Source organism: Bradyrhizobium brasilense (assembly GCF_029714345.1).
Classification (GTDB): Bacteria; Pseudomonadota; Alphaproteobacteria; order Rhizobiales; family Xanthobacteraceae; genus Bradyrhizobium; species Bradyrhizobium australafricanum.
Genome location: NZ_CP121669.1, coordinates 7,008,866 through 7,027,791, shown reverse-complemented (window position 1 = coordinate 7,027,791; position 18,926 = coordinate 7,008,866). Strand labels below are relative to the sequence as shown.

The window sequence follows — 18,926 nt, the reverse complement described above, 5'->3', positions numbered from 1 at the left end:
AAATCCAGGGCATTGCATATCTCGACGTCACCACGTTCCCTGGCTGAATTGATCGAGGCGGACGGGAGGCGATAGCAGCGAACCATCCAATTGGTGGACAAGATGTGATGTTCGGAGTTTGAGAATGATTGGAGCAATTCCATGAGCGCGAGAGGCGTTCGAACACAAGCCCGTCAACTAGCAGCTCGTTTTTTTGTATGGCTAGCCCAGCCGTGCCTTGCTGTTTGATGTCTCAAGCTCGTTCCATCTTTCTGGAGAGATCGCGCAGCAATATCACGCCGCCAAGCGGGATTCTCATATTAGCGCACCAGGAGCCGCCAGACCCGAAGCGTCCGTGTGCCTCGATCGAGACCAGATCGAAACTGAGGCAGCGAGCTTGCTCGCTGAAGTCGCGTTGATAGGCCAGGCAAGAGGCCTCAGTGGCCAAGAGCGTCCGGCCAATCAGCAATAGCGTCGTTGGTGCCTAAGGAAAATGGGGCATGCGAGCCCAATAACAATAACTCATCGCAGTTGGCGACGGCCATGAAGTAAGTCAGATGCGCAAGCTGCCTATTCTGAAAAGCCTCCATTTGTTTGAGGCGGTCAGCGAGTTTCCAAGCTTCTCAAGGGCGGCCGACCGGTTAAACATGACGACCGGCGCGGTAAGCTACCAGATGCGGCTTCTTGAGGATTGGTTCGGCAGAAGGCTATTCGTTCGCCATAGCTCGGGCGTGCGGCTGACGTCCGACGGCGAACAGCTCAAGCGCAGCTGTGCGAGCGCTTTCACAATGCTGGAGAAAGGGTGCTACGAGCTACGAAGGAGCGATGGAGGACGTTCAGTAGTGGTGGGATGCTCAACCACATTTTTGTCGCACGGCCTGTTGCCCCGGATCGGTCGGTTCCGCCAACTGTACCAGGATATTGATTTTGTCTTTGAGACCGGTGCCGATCTGGACGCGCTGGCTGTCGGGGCCTTGGACGTATTGTTCGTTTCGGGCCTGTTGAAGCGACCGCTTCCCGTCCGTGAAGTGCACGTATCGAACGAGATGATTGGTCCTGTTTGTGCGCCTGCTATGCTTGAGACGATCAAAAGCCCGGCAGACATCCTATCTATTCCTCTACTTCACGAGGCCGCCAGGGTGGACGGCTGGAACGAATGGGCAAGCGCAGCTGCAATATGCTTGCAGGGGTCGCGCCACGTCGTGTTCGATACATTTTCCTTGGCTGTCGAGGCTGCCAAAAGCGGGCTTGGAGCCGCAATATCCTCGCAAATTCTGGTCCGAAGCAACCTTGAGAAGGGAGAACTTGTGGCTCCGTTTGGCTTTGTGCCGGTCAATCGCTCAATCTACATGTTTGTCAATGGGCACGCGCGAAATATGACGGCTGTTAAAGAGTTTGAACGATGGGTCCTGTCAGAAATACTCACTCAGGATCCGCTCTCGTCTTTCCAGGTCGTAACTCGAGAGATCGAACGGGCCGTTCTCAATTAGAGCTTCCCGTTAGGCCAATGCTGGCGTCAAAGCGTTGATGATCATCATGGGGAAAGCGTCACTCTTCCCGGATAAGGGGCCGGGAACCCGTGGCGCAGAGCTAAAAGATGAAGGATTGCAAATGAATCGTCGACATAGGCGAGCCCGTTCGCGTACTTCGCATTCTCCGGTGCGGGGCCTTCCTTCTCGAAGATGAGAACGGGTGCGGACTGATGATCCTGGCCAAGCCTCTCGATGAGTGCGGTTCGTGGCTTGGCCCAGGCAATCCGACGAACGTCCAGCCTCGCAGCGCGGCTTGGAAATGCGGACAATATCCCGTCCAACAGCAAGCATTGCCAGCAATAGAATTCTCGTCCCGGCAAGGCCGGATCTGCAAAGGGGCGTTCTAAAAGGAACAGCTGATCCCATGGCAATGGCATCGTGTGCATCCCCGATCTAGCGAGCGACAGGACATGAACCTTGAGAATGTCTTGATCTGACCACGGCAACGCTCGCGACGGCGAAAGCAACAAATGCGCTCGCCGCGCATAGCAGCACGATCATGCCGAAGGGGAGCCGATCACTCAAACGCGACAAAGCGATGCCATTTCCCGCGACGCCGCTGTAAGTGCAACATTGAAATAGTCCGGAAAGGCGGCCGGCCCGTTCCGGAGCCACTGACGAGACCATGTGGGTGTGAGCGGCAGCCGCAAATATCTGGCCAAGGCCGAGCATTGCGCTACTTGACGCGATGACGACAGGCAGGCCAGCGTCGAGCGACATGATCGCAAGGCATGCCGCAAGCAGCGCTGCGGCCCCGGCGATGGTTGGCAAGGCGCCGAGCAGGTTGTAAATCGGCTTGACGGCGAGCGCCCCCAGAAGGGCTAAAACGCCATTGGTCATGACGATCGTCAATAGAACGCTTTTATCGAGAACCCCGTCGGCTGTGGCACGTATTGCAGGATAGACATTGATGATGCCGGCGCCGAGGTTGAGCAGAAAGACAGCCAGGAATGCCGGATAGAGAGGTGCCAGGTCCAGGATGGTTCCCGAAGGCTGCGCCTCAAGGACCCGTGGCGTCCTTCTGAACTGCTGCTTGATGCCAAGGAGCACGATCAAGGACAGGATGATCGCCGACATGTTGAATGCCAAGACGCCAGGCAAATGCAATCGGTCGGAGAGCATGGCACCTGCAAACATTCCAAGCAGATAGGTGAGCCAGTCGATATTGGCAATGTTGCGCAACACCGAGATCATGTCGTCTTCTGATGTGATACGACGGAAGAAAGAAACCTCTGCAGACAAGTAGACAGGCTGCACCAGGCTCAAGACGCCGAGTGAGGCATAGCTCAGAAAGGTATCGGCGCCGTCGGTGCCGAAGATGGCGAGCAGCGCGCAGATGCGAATAGCATTGACGATCATCATGACGGAGATCGGATTACGTCTGTCGACCAATGGCGACAGGAAGAGGCTCCCGAGCATGATAGGCGCAAAAGTGACGGCAACGCCGAGACCCGCAGCGCTCATGCCGGATTGAAGAAGGCCGATCAGGATGCCGATTCGGAACGCCCAGCCGCCGATCTGAATGATCAAATGTGACAGATAAACGAACTGCCGTGTGCTCGTACCAGTCATCTATGACCTAGCTCATCGAACACGTCATCGAGTGGATATCGCTTGATGCGGAAGCGAAGATGAATGACCCGGAACGGGCATGACGAACGCTCTCGCAATTGCACGACTGGTCAAAAGGCATCATATCTGCCTCCCCCTCTTTGGCAGGCGGTGTTTCGGGACCGGTCAACGCGGTTCCCCTTGTGTGGTCAGATCTTTCGAGTGCGCTTGTCGCACAACAGGATCCCCTTGACGCTGAGCAAAGCTTTTCAGGCGCAGCTACCACTACCTGGCGATCCTGCCGCACGTCGCTCGGCTTCGACGGCAAGGAATCCATGAGCCGCGATCTCATGAGGGCTCGGCGGAAGACGCAGAAGCTCGGTCCCGCCGCGAAGTCAGGTCAGCTTGCAGGCTCGCCTGGATGTGCTCACGCGTTACGAGGTAGTCTGGATCTCCCCCAATCTCGACAGCGACCGTGGCGTGATTCAGTGATATGTCCGGCCGACCCTCGTTGAAGTACTCGATGGCGAGATTGTTGTGCGTGAGTGCATGTCGAGGATTAAGTTCAAGGGCTCGAAGATAATGCGCGATGCTCTCGCTCGCCTTACCAAGCTCGGAATAGGCAAGGCCGAGATTGCTCTGTAAATCGGGATTCTTGGAATCGATACCGGCTGCCGCTAAATAGGACTTCAAAGCAGCTTCCGGCCTATCTTGCCGCATCAAGATGTTGCCCTTCTGGAAGTGAGCTCGCCATTCGTTTGGCTTGATGACAAGCGTTCTGTCGAGATCGGCCAGGGCGCCTGCGGCATATCCCATTCTGTTGCGAAGTGCGGCCCTGTTCAGATGGGCTTCGTAATAGGGGGGACAAAGCTCAATGGCGCGCGCATAGGCCTGTAGAGCCTCAGCTTCCCTTCCGGGTACTTTCGAGAGCAGGTTCCCCAAGTCATTGTGGTACTCGCCGTAATAGGGGTCGTAGGCAATCGCCTCACGCAGCTGCTTTTCAGCTCGAGGAAGATCGTCGACGAGTTCATAGACCTGACTGGTGTTGTAGATCAGGATCGACTGGTGAAGCTTGAAACGCTCCTCGCCATAGGCCTTAAGCATCTTGCCATGGCCTTCCGCGCAAAGGGTGAGGGCTTCGTCGTACTTCTCCTGTTTGGCCTTGATATAGGCATATGCGTTCTCTGCAAACACCTTGATATAGTCGTACTTGTCGTGATCCTTGAAATCTCGTTCGATGGTCTCCAGATTTCGCAACGCGTATTCTTCGGCGACCGTCAGATTGACCGGCTGCTGATAGCGTCCATACGTCATTGATTGGGCATAGAGAACCGTTGGCGTGTATCGGCTCTTCGGGAATGCCTTGTAGAATTCATCCAGATAGGGAACCGACACCCGGCCGCAGCCGAGCGAATACAGCACAAAAGCCGCATTGATGAAGGCTGCGTTTACCGGAGCATCTCCCGGGCCGAACGTGCGGAGCGCAGGATCGGCGAAAATTTCACCGAAGTAGCCAAACCAGAGGTCATACAGACCGATGCTTTGGAGGAACTGACTCGGTTCTGCAAGCAGTTCGAGACGCTTGTATTTGTCCCGTATCGATAGCGCATGAAGCATGACGAGCGGCGCCTCGCCCGCCAGATAGCGGTCCAGGCAAGCGCGGTGCAACTGCTCGTGCAAATGATCTGCAGTCGTCTGCTCGAAGGTTGCATAGTTTCGTTGCGCGATAAGATCAGGCGTCGTGCAGTCGGATTCAATGTATGATTTGAGAAGGCTATGCCGTTCCCCGTTGTTGAGACTGGCGAGATAAAGGTCCACAATCGCGACGGGGTCGAGGTAGCCGATGACCGGCAATCCGGCCGCTGCGCATTTGTTTAAAGCCTCCGCAATCAGCGGATTTCCGCCGCTCGCCTCATGGATCTGCCGCCGTTTCTCCGTAGCGAGATCCCGATCCAGGATCGGCGCCAGTTCCTGCGAGCTATATCTGCCGAAATGAATTTCGCTGGCGTCCTGGAAATAGAGGCGTTGCTCGTAGTCGATCAGGACAAAGCGAAACAGGCGCGCATCGTCGTCCAGCCTGACGAGTAGCTTGATCAGGTTCTTCGCCGGGGCCGACAGGGCAGCCGCGCGATCGACAACGATGATGTGACGCCCGTTGCGCTCCTGGGCACAGCTGATCAGGAATTCGGCTAATCCAACCAGGAGCTTGTTTTGATATTCATGATGATAGAAGCGTGTACGCTCTTCTTTACTTGAGGTATTGGTAAGATCCTTCGGCACGGTAAAGGCGTCGCTGACCAGGAGAGGAAACAGCCGCTTCAAGGATTGCTGTGCCGCCTCAACCAGTTTTGTCCTATTCTCATCGGCCCACCTCAGTTCGGCGTCGATGAGCTCCTGCAGGCCGGCAAGATAGCCGCCGGTCCGCCAGTCGCCGTCAGCGACGGATAGGTCGGCACCGAAACTCGCGAGTGCCGATTTGATCGTCGGCACCGGTGCCATGCCGGGCTCCGCCTTCAAGATCGTGATCGGACTGATCTCGATGGATGATGATATGGCCGGAGCAATGCGCTGCTGGATCAAATCAACCATTTTACTCTCCCGAAAACGTCTCACAAAGGAGGGTGGTCGAAAAGGACCACCCTCCGATGCCGCCATGCTCTCACCAGCTAGATGCATTCAAGGCACCCGCCGAACCAACCCTAAAGCGTACCCGTGTACGGAGTGGTGGTGCGGATGGTGGTCTTGATCTCAGCGATCTTCTTTGTCATCACGTTTCCTTTCCTTCTCTGGCACGCCAAACCAAGCGAAAGCTCGGCCAGTCGTGCAGGAAAAGTATAATGAGTTGCTGCACGAATCCGCAGCGAGATTCCTTGACGATCGCTGTCAAAGAAATAGAAACCCCGGCTCAGAGTGGCGCTACATGACCCGATCTGGCGCCTGGACCCGCTGCAACTGGAGCCGGGCTTGGTCGTGCGTCGCCGATGCGGTTCGTTGCTCTGCTCCGACCTGGACTTGCATCGGGCACCTTCGGCGCCCAACGTAGCGAGAAAATCGGCTGACAACGGCCCGTCATTTTGGGGAGCGCTCCGGGAGAATGCACGGGTTTCAGCGAGTATGGCGGCGACTGGTCAAGGGACCGTGTCTTGCGCCAGAGCGCGGTCGAACACGGAACATTCGAATCCGGGCCCCCCTACCAGAAGGCTGAGTTTGAGCGTTAGCCAGCCTGCCAATAAGGTGCTGCGGTCGCTCTGATCAGACTCAGAGCGACCGCAGGAATCTGGCTGCACGCATCGCGCGATGCGATCGGTTCTCCTTGCCTCTATTGCGTTCTCTCCCCGGCAGACTGCCCTTGTGCCATCGATCGCCGGGATTTGTACTCACCGCGCAAAGGACGGGCGACATCAATGGTTAGGCAGATACCCGCGCTGACCGGCATCCGGTTTGTCGCGGCAGCGGCCGTGGCATTGTCTCACGGTGGAAGCCTGTTCCTGGAGGGGACCAGTCTTGCACTCGATATCAGCATCGGGACGCTGGGCCTGTTCGGAATGTCCGTCTTCTTCACGCTGAGTGGCTTTGTCATTCAATATAACTATGGCAGCTCGATCGCCGGCAGTCCGCGCAAAGCGATCCCGGAATTTCTCGTGGCGCGCATAGCGCGAATCTATCCTCTGTTTGTTGTTCTCTTTCTCGTTGAACTCCTGACCGGACCGATTGTCTGGCCCTGGCTTCTCGGAACTAAGGCGCCAGCTGAGGGATTTTCGTGGCACATTGTCCCGTTCCAACTCGGGATGATTCAAACCTGGTTCTTTGCAAATGTAGCTGGCGTTGCTCCGGTCTGGCAGTACGAAGCGATCGGCATCGTCTCCTGGTCGGTCAGCACCGAATGGTTCTTCTATCTCGTGTTTCCGCTCGCTTGCCCGTTACTTGCGCGGATCAAAACGGTTCCTGCGGCGATCTTATGCGCGATTGGCGCAGTCGCAATCGAGCTTGGCATCGACCTTGCGGTGCTCCTGCTTCAGGACCGCATCAATCTGTTTGCGCTTCACGCCTATGGGACGGATGCGGCTCTGCCGAACTGGAAGAACACGCTCATCCTCTGGATCGTCTACTTTTCGCCGGTTTGCAGGGTATGGGAATTCGTCCTCGGCTGTTGTTTGGCGAAGCTCCATGAAGCGTGGCCGGCCCAGGATTTCAGACCATCTCGAGCTTTGCTCGATATCGCTGCAATCGTTGGCGTCGGCGCGATAGGCTGGGTATTCTGGTTTACCGCGCACAAGCCGCCATTTGGGGCGGCCATGAGCCTGTTCGATATTGCGCGCAACAATATCGCTCTGGCGGCACCGGTTGCGCTCATCCTTGTCGCGGCGGCTCAGCCCGTCAGCACTGCAGGATGGCTGTTGTCGGCAAGGTGGCTTGTCTTCCTCGGAGAGGCCAGCTTTGCGCTCTACCTTGTACACATCATCATCTACCAGCGATTTCCGGTGGTCCGTTGGGAAACCGCAGGCCAACTGCTTGGCCATCTAGGCGCGCTCGCGCTTGCTTTCACTCTGGCCACCTGCGTCGCGTTTCTGCTGCATTTCGGCTTGGAGGTGCCGGCCCGAAGACGAATTCGCAGCTCCTATCAGGCGGCCTCGCCAGAACAGCGCAGGCGCCTGGTACGATTGGGAAGTGTTGGCCTTGCCACTATCATCGGTGCGGCCGCAACGTATGCGCTGCACGATGCGGCGGGGGACGCCGTCACGCAATCAGGGATTTCGGTGGTTTCTGCTACATATGGCGGCAATTGCCGCTGGATCTCGGCGCGTGGCAACGCCACGGGTTCGGTTGCAGCAGCCTGTAACGGCAAGGACGCATGCACTTTCAGTGCCGGCACGGCGCGGATTGTGACCCTGCTCCGGGCTGTGCGAAGGAGTTTACGGCCGCCTGGTTCTGTAAGGGCGACCGGACCATTCGCTCCAGCTCGGCTGCGGATGAGCGTGCCATGATCTCCGCACTACAACTCTCGTGTAACGCGGTCACGCGCGATGAATGAGCCGAAGGTTCAGACGTCATTCGGATTCCGAAGCCCTGAGGCGAACTGGCTTCATTAGGTCTTGCTGCCTGCCGCGCAGAGCGTTCGGGCCGCGTAGGCTATACGACAAAGAGGTCGCGCACGTGACGGGCGCAGCGAACCAGCGTCTCTTTGTCCACCTTGATGGCCGCGAGACTCTTCGCTAGATCACAACGGTTCACTTATGGAGATGCCGCCGTGGCAATGGGTATTGTGAAGTGGTTCAATTCGACCAAAGGTTATGGCTTTATTCGGCCGGAGGACGGAAGTGCCGATGTCTTCGTGCACATCAGCGCCGTCGAAAAGGCCGGTTACACCACCCTCGAAGAGGGAGTCCGGGTAAGTTACGAGCTCAAGGCAGGTCGTTCGGGCAAAATGTCAGCCGAGGATCTAAGGGTTGGCTGATCCAGTTCGCCTCCGGAAAGCGTCTGCCTGCTAGGCGTGTTCTCGTACCTGCGTCTGGCGTTGTCTCGTCACCGGTGCGCCGGACGCTTGCCGTACGACTGTCGTTTCCAACCAAGGCTATGCCGCAATACTGCTTGAAGGCTTGATTCAAGCCGTCGATCGCCCATGCCGGGGCAGTTCCAGAGTTTTTCCTTCCTCGTGCAGTGGGGGCAGGGCGGGTTATCGTCGGTAGCAATGAACGGTCCGAACCGTACGCTCGTGCCCGGCAGGCCGAGAGGTACATGTATCGCCCGAAGTCACGATGCGCCGGCCGGCGCTCCCGATCGAAGAGCGATGCTGTAGCGAAGGAAGGAGCCCGCACAGCTGAAGTTCGTCCGTTATGGACGATGGGCGCGGCGCTCCGGCTCCAGGTCTGTCCTGCTACGCTGTCGTACCGGCCCTCGAGGACCAGTCGTGCATTAGCTTGAGCGAGGGCGAGGTCAAATCCCAGGAGCTCGCCCGCGGGATTAGCCAATATAGTTGAGGTTAACGGCGTCATGCTGTTGACGATCCGCCCCTGACATTGATCCATTGCGGGGGAACTGCACACACACAGCCATCGGAGACACGGCAAGTGTCCTTCCAGCTGACTGTCCTGAAAGTATTGGCCGGCCAGCCTGGCGGGCGGGCTTCCGTTGCCGAAGTCCGACGCGCCGTGGAGATCCTGATGAACAGCGGCCATGACTGGACCGATCGTATGAAGCGGTTGGCCCAACACGCGCCGGATCTTAATATCTTTTCGGCGAAGTTTGTCTTTCGCGATGCGTTCGGCTGGGAAATTACCGAAGACGGGCGGCAATTCCTCTCTGCGCTCGAAAGGGCCGTCGCCGATCAAAGAGAGTCACCTCGATCAACGATCGATCCCTCGCGCAGCGAAGTCGCTGCGCAAGCGGTCACAGATGCGGCAAAATCACATACTCCCTGCAGTCGCCGTCAGAGGCCGCGGCGACGCCGCAGGAAAGGTGGATTCAATCGACGTACAGCATGAAGCGGGAGCGCGACCAGGTGCAAGGCGCGCACGGCAGCTGACCTTGGCAAAAATGCTATCGATCTCGCGCACCATCGATCAAAACTGCGGAAAATATCTTGCAGTGTAACCTGGGTCATATTCAGCCCCACTTCTTCACGGGCATTATCCGGAAGGCAGTTTCGGTGGGGTACTATGGACGACGAGTTTTGCAGAGAGAGGGCGCGAACCGTGCGGGAACTTGCTGAGCAAGCTGACCCGTTCATCAAAAAGCGTTTGTTGCAGTTGGCCGCCAATTACGAACGGCGCGTTGGTCAGCCAGAAAGAGCAGACCGAGATCGCGCTGACCTGCTGGCATGTAGGGCGGAGCTCCCGTGTCATCAGCTATAACCGACTTACCAAGACGGTGAGCCAAATATGAGGTTGCCGCAGTCCTTACACCTGCTCAACGGGCACTTCGCAGCGCAAGTGCCCGACTTCGCGAGCCCTATTAAACATCGCGTTGGTCGCGCTCGCCGAGAAGATACCGGACGCCCTGAGCGCGTCGTGAAGGAAGCGCGGGCCGGCGAACTGAAGGAACCGGTGCTCGATGCGATGCTGGACGGCATTTCCGTACGCTGCGAGGCAACCGTGAAACAATACGGAGCGACCACCCGCGCCGGCGCCGGGACCTGTGTTGCTCGTTTGCGGTGGCCGCCCGAGAGGTCGCCCCATCAGATCTAGCCAGCTTTGGGTGCTGCCGATCATCGGCCTTCGGGCGCAAAGAAGTCCATATCGATGTCGATTGTCATCGACGATATTTATGCGAGAGATCGTCAGAAGGCGACGTCCCGGTACCCATCGTTACTAGGCGGGGTGTTCAAGAATCCGAAAGCTTTTCAGTCGGCGACCGTTGAGCGGCCGCAGCGGCATTGGGTAATGCCGGCGGCGCATGATGGCGCCGGTTTTGTTGCCCGATTGCCGCCCATCGGATCGGAGGGGCGGACGAGGGCCTCTCGATCGGCAGCTCGGCACTCGTGTTTGTTGTAGTTTTTGGGGTATTATATACCCTATTGTACGCATTGAACTTATTATCTTTTGCGGAGCGTAAATTTTGGGGTATAATATACCCCAAGGAGCGCATCGAGATGGTGGGACCGAAAGGGAAAGTTGAAAGGTTTCTGTCCTCACATCCGGTCTTCACCCGGACCGAGTTCCGTAAAACCGTGTCTCCCGGCCAGCCGCTCTCGTCGTCGGACTCATTGCTTAAGTACCACGCCGCCTCCGGACGAATACGCCATGTCGCGCCGGGTGTGTATGCCTCCGTCCCGCCGCACCTGGATCCGGCGAACTTCCATCCCGACCGGATTCTGGTCGCATCGCGCATACGCGACGATGGTGTCGTCGCGTACCACACCGCACTCGAACTGCACGGGCTCGCCTATTCGGAAAGCTCTCAGACCCAACTCCTCAGCGGAGGTCGCCCGGGCGAAATAAAAACGCTCGTTGGTCCCGTAAGGTTCGTCGCGCAACCCGCCTCGCTGCGCCGTCGCTCCGAGGAAATGTCCGGCACGATCACGATGGACCGCCGCGGTCTCGACGTTATCGCGACCGGCGTCGAGCGAACGCTCGTCGACTGCATCGAGCGCCCGGACCTGACCGGCGGCGTCGAGGAACTCGCGAACGCGCTCCACAGCGTCAAAGCGTTCGACGTTGGCAAATTCGCGAAGTTCGCGCTCGGTCGCGACAACCAGACGCTCGTCGGCGTGTGCGGTGCCTGGCTTGAGAGCCGGAAAGACGATCTCTTCGTCGACACGCAGGTATTAGACGAACTGAAGCGTGCCGCCCCCCCGGCACCAAGACCTGCGTTGGGAAGCGACGCCCGAGGCCATGCGATGGAAGGCTGGAACGTCGTCCTGCCTCCGGATTTCCTCAACCCGTCCTTCGAAGGGATGTCACCGGAGATGATGCCGTGATCTCGGTCGAACGCCTCGAAAAGATTGCCACCGACGTTTCGTTCCAACCGGCCTCGGTCGAGCGCGTCATCCGGTTGATCGACGTGCTCCACCAGATCGCGAATGACCGCGAACTCGGGAAGCTGCTCGCACTCAAAGGCGGCACCGCGCTCAACTTGTTCTATCTCGCACTCGACCGGCTTTCCGTCGACATCGACCTGAACTACGTCGGCGCCGCGGATAGGGAAGCCATGCTGCGGGATTCCAAGATCATCAACACGCGCCTTCCCGCGCTCCTGCAGAGCAAGGGGTACGAAATCGGCCGCGATCCTTCCGGTGAACACGCCGGCGGCAAATGGCGCTTTAGGTACGTCTCGGCCTATCAGCGCCCGAGCACGCTGGAAGTGGACGTGAACTATCTCTTCCGGACGCCGTTCTTCGGCTGGGACAGAATGAATTCCGCAAAGCTCGGCGACTACGAAGCGAAGAACGTCGGCGTGGTCGACCTCCACGAAATCGCCGCCGGCAAGATCGTCGCCCTGGTGGCCCGGCGGGCATCGCGCGATCTGTACGACGCCTGGAGGCTGCTGCAGAACGAAAACATCGATTGGGCGCAAGTTAAGGTCGGAGCGCTTGTGATCGGCGCCGCTTCCAGGGATCTGGATTGGCGCACGGTGTCGCTGAAGGACTACAAATACGATCTCAACGACCTGAACAACAAGCTGCTGTCCGTAGTCAAGAACGGCATGTTTGACGCGGAGGGCGGCCCGAAGAAATGGTGCGACCGAATCCTAGCGGAATGTCAAGAAAAACTGGCGCCGCTCTTCAAGCACGATGACGGAGAGCTGGCCTTCCTCGACGCGCTCTACGATCGCGCAAGCATCGAAGTCGATTCGCTTCCTGCGAACGACGATGTGAGAAAACGCATCGAGGCCTTTCCCGCGCTCCGGTGGAAGGCTCAACATGTCTCGCAGCACCTCGGCCGGAAGCCCGGCATCTGACCGACGAGTTCGAGACGCGAACGTCAAGCCACCACCGTCTCCACGATGTGATTGAGGACATTCAACTCGGTCTCCGTTGGCAGTCCCGAACCCACCTAGTCCAAGGAAGTGCAGGCAGACGCCGACATCCTCCGGGGCACCGCCGAGGAAGGCGTCACCGCGCCCCGCTGGGGCAAGAGATACACCGCGACGCGGCCGTAACGCAGTGAAGGAATGCCCGCACTGCATGCTTGAGCGGACGGTGGCGCAAAGGAGCCGCGACGGACGCGAGCGCATGAATACAGTCTGCGCGATGATGATCCGGGACATGGGCGCGCCGGCCGCCGGTGCCCTTGAACAGGCGAACGCCCTGTCGTCGGCGTCGAACACCATCTCCTGCGTCTCGCGCGGATAACCCGCCCAGCGGCGACTGTCCCTCACAAGTCTTGCAGACCTGTGTGGCGTCGACCGGCGGGCGTCATGATCGCGGCGCATTAGACTAGCTTCAGCTTAGACGGAATTGACCATGAGATCGCCACCAGCTGTCTTCGGCGTTGCCGGCGCCCACAAGCGCGGACGTTCTTGAGAGAGCCTCAGAAATCTGCTTCTCGAAGTGCCGACATGGTCCGGCATCGGCATGTCGAACTCCAGCACGGGCAATCAAGCGCTAAGCGTCCCGCAGGACAGTTACGCTCATTCTGATTTCTCGTCAGCTTCTCGAAAGCTAAGCCTCGTAGCGAGAACGTGTTTATCCAGCTTCGGCGTTAGCTAATCATATCTGTCAAAGGAGATGGGATGGATCGGTTCAACAACCTCAACCCATTCGCGGCCCCAGATGTCGATCGGGCGTACTATCATGGGCTGGAAGAGCAGCAGGCGGACCAAGCGGGGTTTCCGCAGCACCTGAACGAGTTGCATCCGCACGAGCGCCCGCCCACCAGTTCAAATAGGCTCGGCGACGCGGATGTTTCGAACAGAGATGCGGATCCTTTGAGAATGCCGCACGAGGATCGCGTCGGAGAAGGCACTTCGCAGTTCGCCTCAAATCCGCCAGGCCGCTCTGAACAAGGGGGCCATCACCACCATGTGCTCTTTGCGGCCGCGGATCGCGGTGGCCAGTTGCCAGCCGGCAGTTTTTGTCTGCCGGATTATTGGCACGGCATGGATGCGGCTGCCGATTGGCCGACGCATAGTGTCGGTCAGGAGGAGCATTCGTGGGCGGAGGCCAGTGACGTGGCGCCGGAGTGGGCAACGACCCCCGCAATTCCTTGGCAGCAAAATCTCGGGGCAGCAATCCTCGGCCGACGGCCCCTGCCAGGTGACGCCAATACCTCAACAGGAGGCCGCCGGCTCACCCCGGCCGCGGCGCAGTGGGCCGAAGCATTGCATGACACACGGGCCTCTGGCCCTGCAGGCGGTGCGGCGGACTTCGAAGGCGCCGTCCTCAGGGAATCGCGGCTCGACCAGATCTTGGACAAATGGGCCTGCGATGAGCGGCAGGCGGAAGGCGAGGATCGGCAAGAGGCGGTAAGACGAATAAGAGCCTGGGGCGAAGCTGGCGACGTCTATGCAGGGCTGGAGCTGCAATACTTAGGCCTGACGACATTGCCCGACACCCTTCCGCCCAGGCTCCGATCGCTCAACGTGAGCGACAACGAGCTGATGCACTTGCCTGACACTCTCCCGTCTGGACTTCGGACGCTCGGCGCCAGCAGCAACCGATTGACTCGCCTGCCCGACGCCCTCCCGACGGGGCTCCAGTCACTCGTCATCAGCAGCAACCAGCTGACCGGGCTGCCCGACACCCTCCCGGAGGGTCTTTCGACACTCGCCGTCAGCAGCAACCGGCTGACCAGCCTGCCCGACACCCTGCCGGTCGGGCTCCAGGACCTCGATGTCCGCGGCAATCTGCTGAACAGCCTGCCCGACGCCCTCCCGAGCGGACTTCAGTTGCTTGCCGTCGGCGGCAACCGGCTGACCAGCCTGCCTGATACCCTCCCGCCCGACCTCCAAGAGCTCGAAGCCGATGGCAACCGGCTGACCAGCCTGCCCGACGCTCTCCCCGCCGAGCTCCAGTTGCTCTTCGCCCGCGATAATCACCTGAATAGTCTGCCCGAGACACTCCCGCCCGAGCTCCAGAGACTTCACGTTAGCGGCAACAGGCTGACGAGCCTGCCCGAGACCCTCCCGGCCGAGCTTCAGGTGCTCGAGGCACGCGACAACCGGTTGATCGGCTTGCCGGAGACCCTGCTAACCCAGCTAGGTTCTGGATGCATGGTTTATGTGGATGACAATCCGCTGCCCGAGCAGGTGCGGACGAATTTGGCGGGAGCTCTGAATGCCCCGAACTATGCTGGCCCGCGGGTCTTCTTCTCGATGGGCGGGGGAACGGCGGTGGATCAGGAACGGCCACTAGCCGAGGCGGTAGCGGACTGGTTGAAGGGCGAGCCGGAGGCGATCGCCGCCTGGCAGAACTTCGCCGACGAGGCGGGTGCCCCGGCATACGCGCTCTTCCTCGACAAGCTGCAGAAAACTGTGAATTATGACAATCCCGAGTTCCGACAGGCGGTGGCCGAGGATCTGCGGCAGGCAGCGATCAGGCCGCCATTGCGCCAGCAGTTTTTTCAGCTGGCTTTCGGGGCGAGCGAGACCTGCCAGGATCGCATCACCCTGACCTGGAACGGCATGCAGACCGCACGTCTGAAGGCTGATGTCGAGGATGGCACCTATGACGATCGGCTCGGTGAACTCATCCAGAAGGCGCGGGTCCTGTTCCGCCTCAATGCGCTCGATTCGATCGCCCATCAGAAGGTCAACTCGCTCCGGTTCGTCGACGAGATCGAGGTCTATCTCGCCTATCAGGTCAAGCTACGTGATCGGCTGGACCTGCAGCTCATCGCGCCGGACATGCGGTTCTATGAAGTCTCCTACGTCACTGAGCACGATCTCACCGCAGCCGAGACGCAGGTGCGGAATCAGGAGGAGGCGGGGTTCGCCGACTATCTGGCGACTCACTGGCAACCTTGGGAGACGGTGGTGAGCCGGATCGCCCCCGAAGCCCATGCACAGATGCAGGTCCGGCTCAGGGAGGCGATGGACGAGCAATTTCCGAGCCGCCTTGAGCAACGGCTCGCAGATCATCACCTAACCGGAGACAGCGAGGCCGAGGTGCAGCTCGGAGCCCAGATCCGCGAGGAGATCGCCCGCGAGATTAAGGGCGCACTGATGCGCCAGGTGCTTGGGGACCGCGGGCTTGAACTGTGAAGCGGCCATCCAATTGCGAGGGGCGTCGATCTTGTTTCCACCCGCCCCTCGCTACGTCATGTTGTTTTCGGATGCCGGCGCACCGATGGCGCGGCTCCCGAGAGAGACCAGTGTCGTTTCCATCGCTGCATCAACGAGCGAATGGCGCACAAGGATCGAATTTTCTTCGCCGCCAGATATGCGCCAGACCCCAAATGGAAAGGACTCGAGATTTGGCAAGCGACCGAATATTTCGTCTACTCACAACCGCGATCGGACTCCTGATCAACAATATAGCGCTTGTCAGCATTTCGTCAGACTTCCTTGTTAAAGCTGACGAGATCGAGGAGAAAAGTGCCCCGTCGGGGCAGTTGCGGCGGCGCGCGAACAACGGTTGCGGGACAAGCATGTACCACGAATGCTGAAGCGATCGCGATTTCGTCACCGATTGCCAACGCGCAAAAGGCCTTCTTGACCGCTAGCCCAGCTCATTCCGTTTCAAACGCATTTAATCGTTGCGGTCTCCGGCCATAATCGGCATCAGGAGCCGCAGCTTCAGACAATCGCCAAAAAGCTTTTCGATCCGCTTGGATCGTTCGTCGGCCAACTTCTTTGTCTCTTCCAAACTCGCTTCGGCTTTGCTCGGATAAATTACGTCTACTGGGCCGGGGCGTCCGAAATGTTCGCATGAAGATCGACACAGAGGTTAGCTATCGCGGGCGTATTTGTTTTGGAACAGAATGTATTTTTCGAAGCTCTTGAAGATTGCTGATTTTTCTTTTGCAACGCGACTGAAATCAGCTTTGATCGCGCCGCTACCCCGCTCCTGGTCGGTCAGTTTCTCCGAGACAATCAACTGAACTTCTCGGAGATGCCCGCAAATGTAAACGTCTGCATTCTCCGCCTTCAGCTGAAAATCCCAGTACATGATGTATCGCTGTCATCTTTGCGTCGAAAGTTCTGAAAGCCATTCGGTTGACCAAACCGGGGTCTCAAATAGGCAAAAAAAGTCAACGGGCTTTAATTTGGCGGACTGCGAGGGTTTCGCGTATGCGTTCATTGGACCTTCTTGCTAGCGGACAAGAGCTCGGCCATCTCAGCTCGGGTGCTGGCGCGCCACGTTTCCGCTTTTCAGGCCGCCATGAATATCCTCTTAGGTCGCTGATGTGTTCAGGCTTCGTCAATCAATGAATAGCTCGTACTACGCCCGCCAGCCGCGTCTTTCGCCAAAACGCCTCTGGCGACGAGATCATCGATGTCCCGCAGGGCCGTATCCTGCGATGATTTGGTAAGCTGTGCCCATTTCGAAGATGTGAGCTTGCCTTCAAAGCCCTCGAACAAACGCTCAATCATCGCCCGCTGTCGGTCGTTAAATTTCTGGTTCGCTTGCTTCTTCCAGAAGTGGGCTTTCCGTAGAACCGAGGCGAGGATGGTGTCGGCGCGATCAAAGGCCCGGTCAAGGCAGTCCAGAAACCACTCCAGCCATACCGTGATGTCGAGATCGCCTTTCTGCGTGGCTTCGAGGATATCGTAATAGGCGTTCCGCTCCTGCCGGATCTGCGCTGACATGCTGTAGAAGCGCTGTGAACTGTTCTCTGACCGCGCCAGCGCCATGTCGGAAATCGCGCGGGCGATACGACCATTGCCATCTTCGAACGGATGGATGGTAACGAACCACAGATGCGCCATGGCAGCCTTGATAACTGGATCGATTTCCTGCGTACCGTTGAACCAGCCGATGAAGGCTTTCATCTCGTCAGGAAGCAAACCAGCTTTGGGAGCTTCATAGTGAACGCGCTCGAGTCCGATTGGCCCCGAGACAACCTGCATCGGCCCCGTATCCTCCGTGCGCCAGTTCCCGACGGCGATCTTCGTCATGCCGCTGCGGCCCGTCGGAAACAAGGCGGCATGCCAGCCAAAGAGACGGTCAGAGGTGAGGGGAGCGTCATATCTGCCGGTGGCGTCCAGCATCATCTCAACGATGCCCTCGACATTGCGCTCGACGGGCGTCAAGGCGCCGATATCGACACCCAGGCGGCGCGCAAGCGATGATCGCACCTGATCGCGGCTCAGAACCTCGCCCTCGATCTCGCTCGACTTGGTGACTTCCTCGGTAAGGGCCTCAAGATTGGCTTCGGTTCGCAGCCGAAAGCCGAGCTCTTCCATGCGACCGGTGAGACGACCCTGCCGGTTACGGACAGCTCCCAGCTTCTGGGCCAGCTTTGAGCTATTCCAGGTAAACTTCGGCCAGTCTTTCAGCTCGTGAATATAAGTCGCCATTCACCGCACCTCATGCGGAGAATATGCACCCTATTCCTAGCAAACGCAATAGTATTCTACGCATAAGGTGCGGAGAATAAGGGTAATATTCTCCGCAATATTAATAAAATCAATGGCTTGCGCGTGAACATGATCCTTGGCAAGTCGCCGCTCCACAAAACACTGAAATGGAACGATTTTATTCCACATCAGTGGATTGAGGTCTTATCAGGCAGTCTTAGGTTGAGTTGGGTCATTCCCGTCGTCAACGAGGCGCCGCAATAAACTCCACGGGATTTTCATGAACGATGAAACCTCGCGGAGCGGGTTCGGGCCGTCCTGGACAAGCGTAATGCCACCAAGCTTCGGCGTGGTCCAAGAGACTTTCCCTTCTCAGGACTTATGAATTGCGGACACTGCGGCTGCGCCTTCGTCGGTGAGCTCCACAAGGGGCGCTACATCTATTATCACCGCACCAGCTACAAGGGTAAATGCAGCGAGTCCTATGTTCGCACGGAGGTCATCGCCGCGAAATTCCCCGAACTGATGGGCCGGCCGCATTTTTCGGAGAAGGTCCATCAGTGGATCGTTGCGGGGCTTCATCAGCGGTCCGGCCTTGTCTTGAAGGGTAGGGGTGAGCCAAGCGTATGCGCCTTCTTAACTAAGCTCTCGCTCAATTGACGTTGCCTGAGGGCTGAGCAGGTATCGGAGAGTCTTGGGCATCAAAGTATTCTTCGATCTCACTAACCGCTCTCTGCTCCCATTCGTCGGCCTGCGTCAGCAATGAGACACGCTGGAGTGGGCGAAATGCTGCGGCTTGACGGCACAGCGAAGCTATTGCGCGGTAGCGACGCACGTTTTCCAAAATTGCCGATCCTGTCATGTTTGATTTGCCCATTCAGCTCACAGCGCGAACATGAGGCGGATCGATTTTCGATTGGTTAGCGGCCGGCACTGACAGCATCCATGGTTGGCAAATCCTTGCGA

General features: G+C 58.3%; 14 protein-coding genes. 8 read left to right on the top strand and 6 right to left on the bottom strand.

Annotated features, from left to right (window positions below; all coding sequences use genetic code 11):
* Window positions 1-536 precede the first annotated feature (536 nt).
* Window positions 537-1,469 carry a LysR substrate-binding domain-containing protein gene (locus tag QA635_RS32610; protein ID WP_283063767.1) on the top strand — a complete coding sequence of 311 codons (933 nt, stop codon included), beginning with the start codon at window positions 537-539 and terminating at the stop codon, window positions 1,467-1,469.
* A gap of 44 nt (window positions 1,470-1,513) precedes the next feature.
* On the opposite strand, the gene QA635_RS32605 is transcribed toward QA635_RS32610, so the two are convergent.
* The 3 genes from QA635_RS32605 to QA635_RS32595 form a co-directional block, all read right to left on the bottom strand.
* Window positions 1,514-1,888 (bottom strand): DUF3088 domain-containing protein, encoded by a 375-nt coding sequence (locus tag QA635_RS32605; RefSeq protein ID WP_283063765.1) that lies wholly within the window; start codon window positions 1,886-1,888, stop codon window positions 1,514-1,516.
* Window positions 1,889-1,904: 16 nt separating this feature from the next.
* Window positions 1,905-3,083, bottom strand: coding sequence for an MFS transporter (locus QA635_RS32600; protein WP_283063762.1), 1,179 nt, complete (start codon window positions 3,081-3,083; stop codon window positions 1,905-1,907).
* Window positions 3,084-3,410: 327 nt separating this feature from the next.
* Window positions 3,411-5,651, bottom strand: coding sequence for a tetratricopeptide repeat protein (locus tag QA635_RS32595; RefSeq protein ID WP_283063760.1), 2,241 nt, complete (start codon window positions 5,649-5,651; stop codon window positions 3,411-3,413).
* Window positions 5,652-6,466: 815 nt separating this feature from the next.
* Here QA635_RS32595 and QA635_RS32590 point away from each other — a divergent pair.
* From QA635_RS32590 to QA635_RS32565, 6 genes are all read left to right on the top strand, one after another.
* On the top strand, window positions 6,467-8,047 hold the full coding sequence (locus QA635_RS32590) for an acyltransferase family protein (RefSeq protein WP_283063758.1): 1,581 nt from the start codon (window positions 6,467-6,469) through the stop codon (window positions 8,045-8,047).
* A 263-nt stretch (window positions 8,048-8,310) separates the two neighbouring features.
* Window positions 8,311-8,517, top strand: coding sequence for a cold-shock protein (locus QA635_RS32585; RefSeq protein WP_283063756.1), 207 nt, complete (start codon window positions 8,311-8,313; stop codon window positions 8,515-8,517).
* A gap of 613 nt (window positions 8,518-9,130) precedes the next feature.
* Window positions 9,131-9,544: a hypothetical protein gene (locus tag QA635_RS32580; RefSeq protein WP_283063753.1), complete on the top strand. Its 414-nt coding sequence runs from the start codon at window positions 9,131-9,133 to the stop codon at window positions 9,542-9,544.
* 1,106 nt (window positions 9,545-10,650) lie between these two features.
* Complete coding sequence (locus QA635_RS32575; protein WP_283063751.1) at window positions 10,651-11,478, top strand: type IV toxin-antitoxin system AbiEi family antitoxin domain-containing protein; 828 nt, start codon at window positions 10,651-10,653, stop codon at window positions 11,476-11,478.
* A complete protein-coding gene (locus QA635_RS32570; protein ID WP_283063749.1) occupies window positions 11,475-12,458 on the top strand; it encodes a nucleotidyl transferase AbiEii/AbiGii toxin family protein in 984 nt (327 codons plus the stop codon). Before QA635_RS32575 ends, QA635_RS32570 begins: the two co-directional genes overlap by 4 nt.
* Before the next feature lie 774 nt (window positions 12,459-13,232).
* Window positions 13,233-15,701 carry an NEL-type E3 ubiquitin ligase domain-containing protein gene (locus QA635_RS32565; RefSeq protein ID WP_283063747.1) on the top strand — a complete coding sequence of 823 codons (2,469 nt, stop codon included), beginning with the start codon at window positions 13,233-13,235 and terminating at the stop codon, window positions 15,699-15,701.
* A 685-nt stretch (window positions 15,702-16,386) separates the two neighbouring features.
* Here the strand turns inward: QA635_RS32565 and QA635_RS32560 are convergent.
* Window positions 16,387-16,608 carry a hypothetical protein gene (locus tag QA635_RS32560; RefSeq protein ID WP_283063745.1) on the bottom strand — a complete coding sequence of 74 codons (222 nt, stop codon included), beginning with the start codon at window positions 16,606-16,608 and terminating at the stop codon, window positions 16,387-16,389.
* Between the two features lie 242 nt (window positions 16,609-16,850).
* Complete coding sequence (locus QA635_RS32555) at window positions 16,851-17,960, bottom strand: Fic family protein (RefSeq protein ID WP_283063743.1); 1,110 nt, start codon at window positions 17,958-17,960, stop codon at window positions 16,851-16,853.
* 381 nt (window positions 17,961-18,341) lie between these two features.
* On the opposite strand from QA635_RS32555, the gene QA635_RS41850 reads away from it, so the two are divergent.
* Entirely contained in the window at window positions 18,342-18,620 is a 279-nt protein-coding gene (locus tag QA635_RS41850; RefSeq protein WP_425249078.1) for a recombinase zinc ribbon domain-containing protein, read from the top strand.
* Here QA635_RS41850 and QA635_RS32550 read toward each other — a convergent pair.
* Window positions 18,613-18,822 (bottom strand): hypothetical protein, encoded by a 210-nt coding sequence (locus QA635_RS32550; RefSeq protein WP_075969274.1) that lies wholly within the window; start codon window positions 18,820-18,822, stop codon window positions 18,613-18,615. The two genes, QA635_RS41850 and QA635_RS32550, sit on opposite strands and share 8 nt — an antisense overlap.
* Window positions 18,823-18,926: the final 104 nt, after the last annotated feature.

Bases quoted from the DNA above. Each gene is read 5' to 3' on its own strand.
- QA635_RS32610 (WP_283063767.1), top strand. From the start codon at position 537: ATGCGCAAGCTGCCTATTCTGAAAAGCCTCCATTTGTTTGAGGCGGTC.
- QA635_RS32605 (WP_283063765.1), bottom strand. From the start codon at position 1,888: ATGCCATTGCCATGGGATCAGCTGTTCCTTTTAGAACGCCCCTTTGCA.
- QA635_RS32600 (WP_283063762.1), bottom strand. From the start codon at position 3,083: ATGACTGGTACGAGCACACGGCAGTTCGTTTATCTGTCACATTTGATC.
- QA635_RS32595 (WP_283063760.1), bottom strand. From the start codon at position 5,651: ATGGTTGATTTGATCCAGCAGCGCATTGCTCCGGCCATATCATCATCC.
- QA635_RS32590 (WP_283063758.1), top strand. From the start codon at position 6,467: ATGGTTAGGCAGATACCCGCGCTGACCGGCATCCGGTTTGTCGCGGCA.
- QA635_RS32575 (WP_283063751.1), top strand. From the start codon at position 10,651: ATGGTGGGACCGAAAGGGAAAGTTGAAAGGTTTCTGTCCTCACATCCG.
- QA635_RS32565 (WP_283063747.1), top strand. From the start codon at position 13,233: ATGGATCGGTTCAACAACCTCAACCCATTCGCGGCCCCAGATGTCGAT.
- QA635_RS32560 (WP_283063745.1), bottom strand. From the start codon at position 16,608: ATGTACTGGGATTTTCAGCTGAAGGCGGAGAATGCAGACGTTTACATT.
- QA635_RS32555 (WP_283063743.1), bottom strand. From the start codon at position 17,960: ATGGCGACTTATATTCACGAGCTGAAAGACTGGCCGAAGTTTACCTGG.
- QA635_RS41850 (WP_425249078.1), top strand. From the start codon at position 18,342: ATGAATTGCGGACACTGCGGCTGCGCCTTCGTCGGTGAGCTCCACAAG.
- QA635_RS32550 (WP_075969274.1), bottom strand. From the start codon at position 18,822: ATGACAGGATCGGCAATTTTGGAAAACGTGCGTCGCTACCGCGCAATA.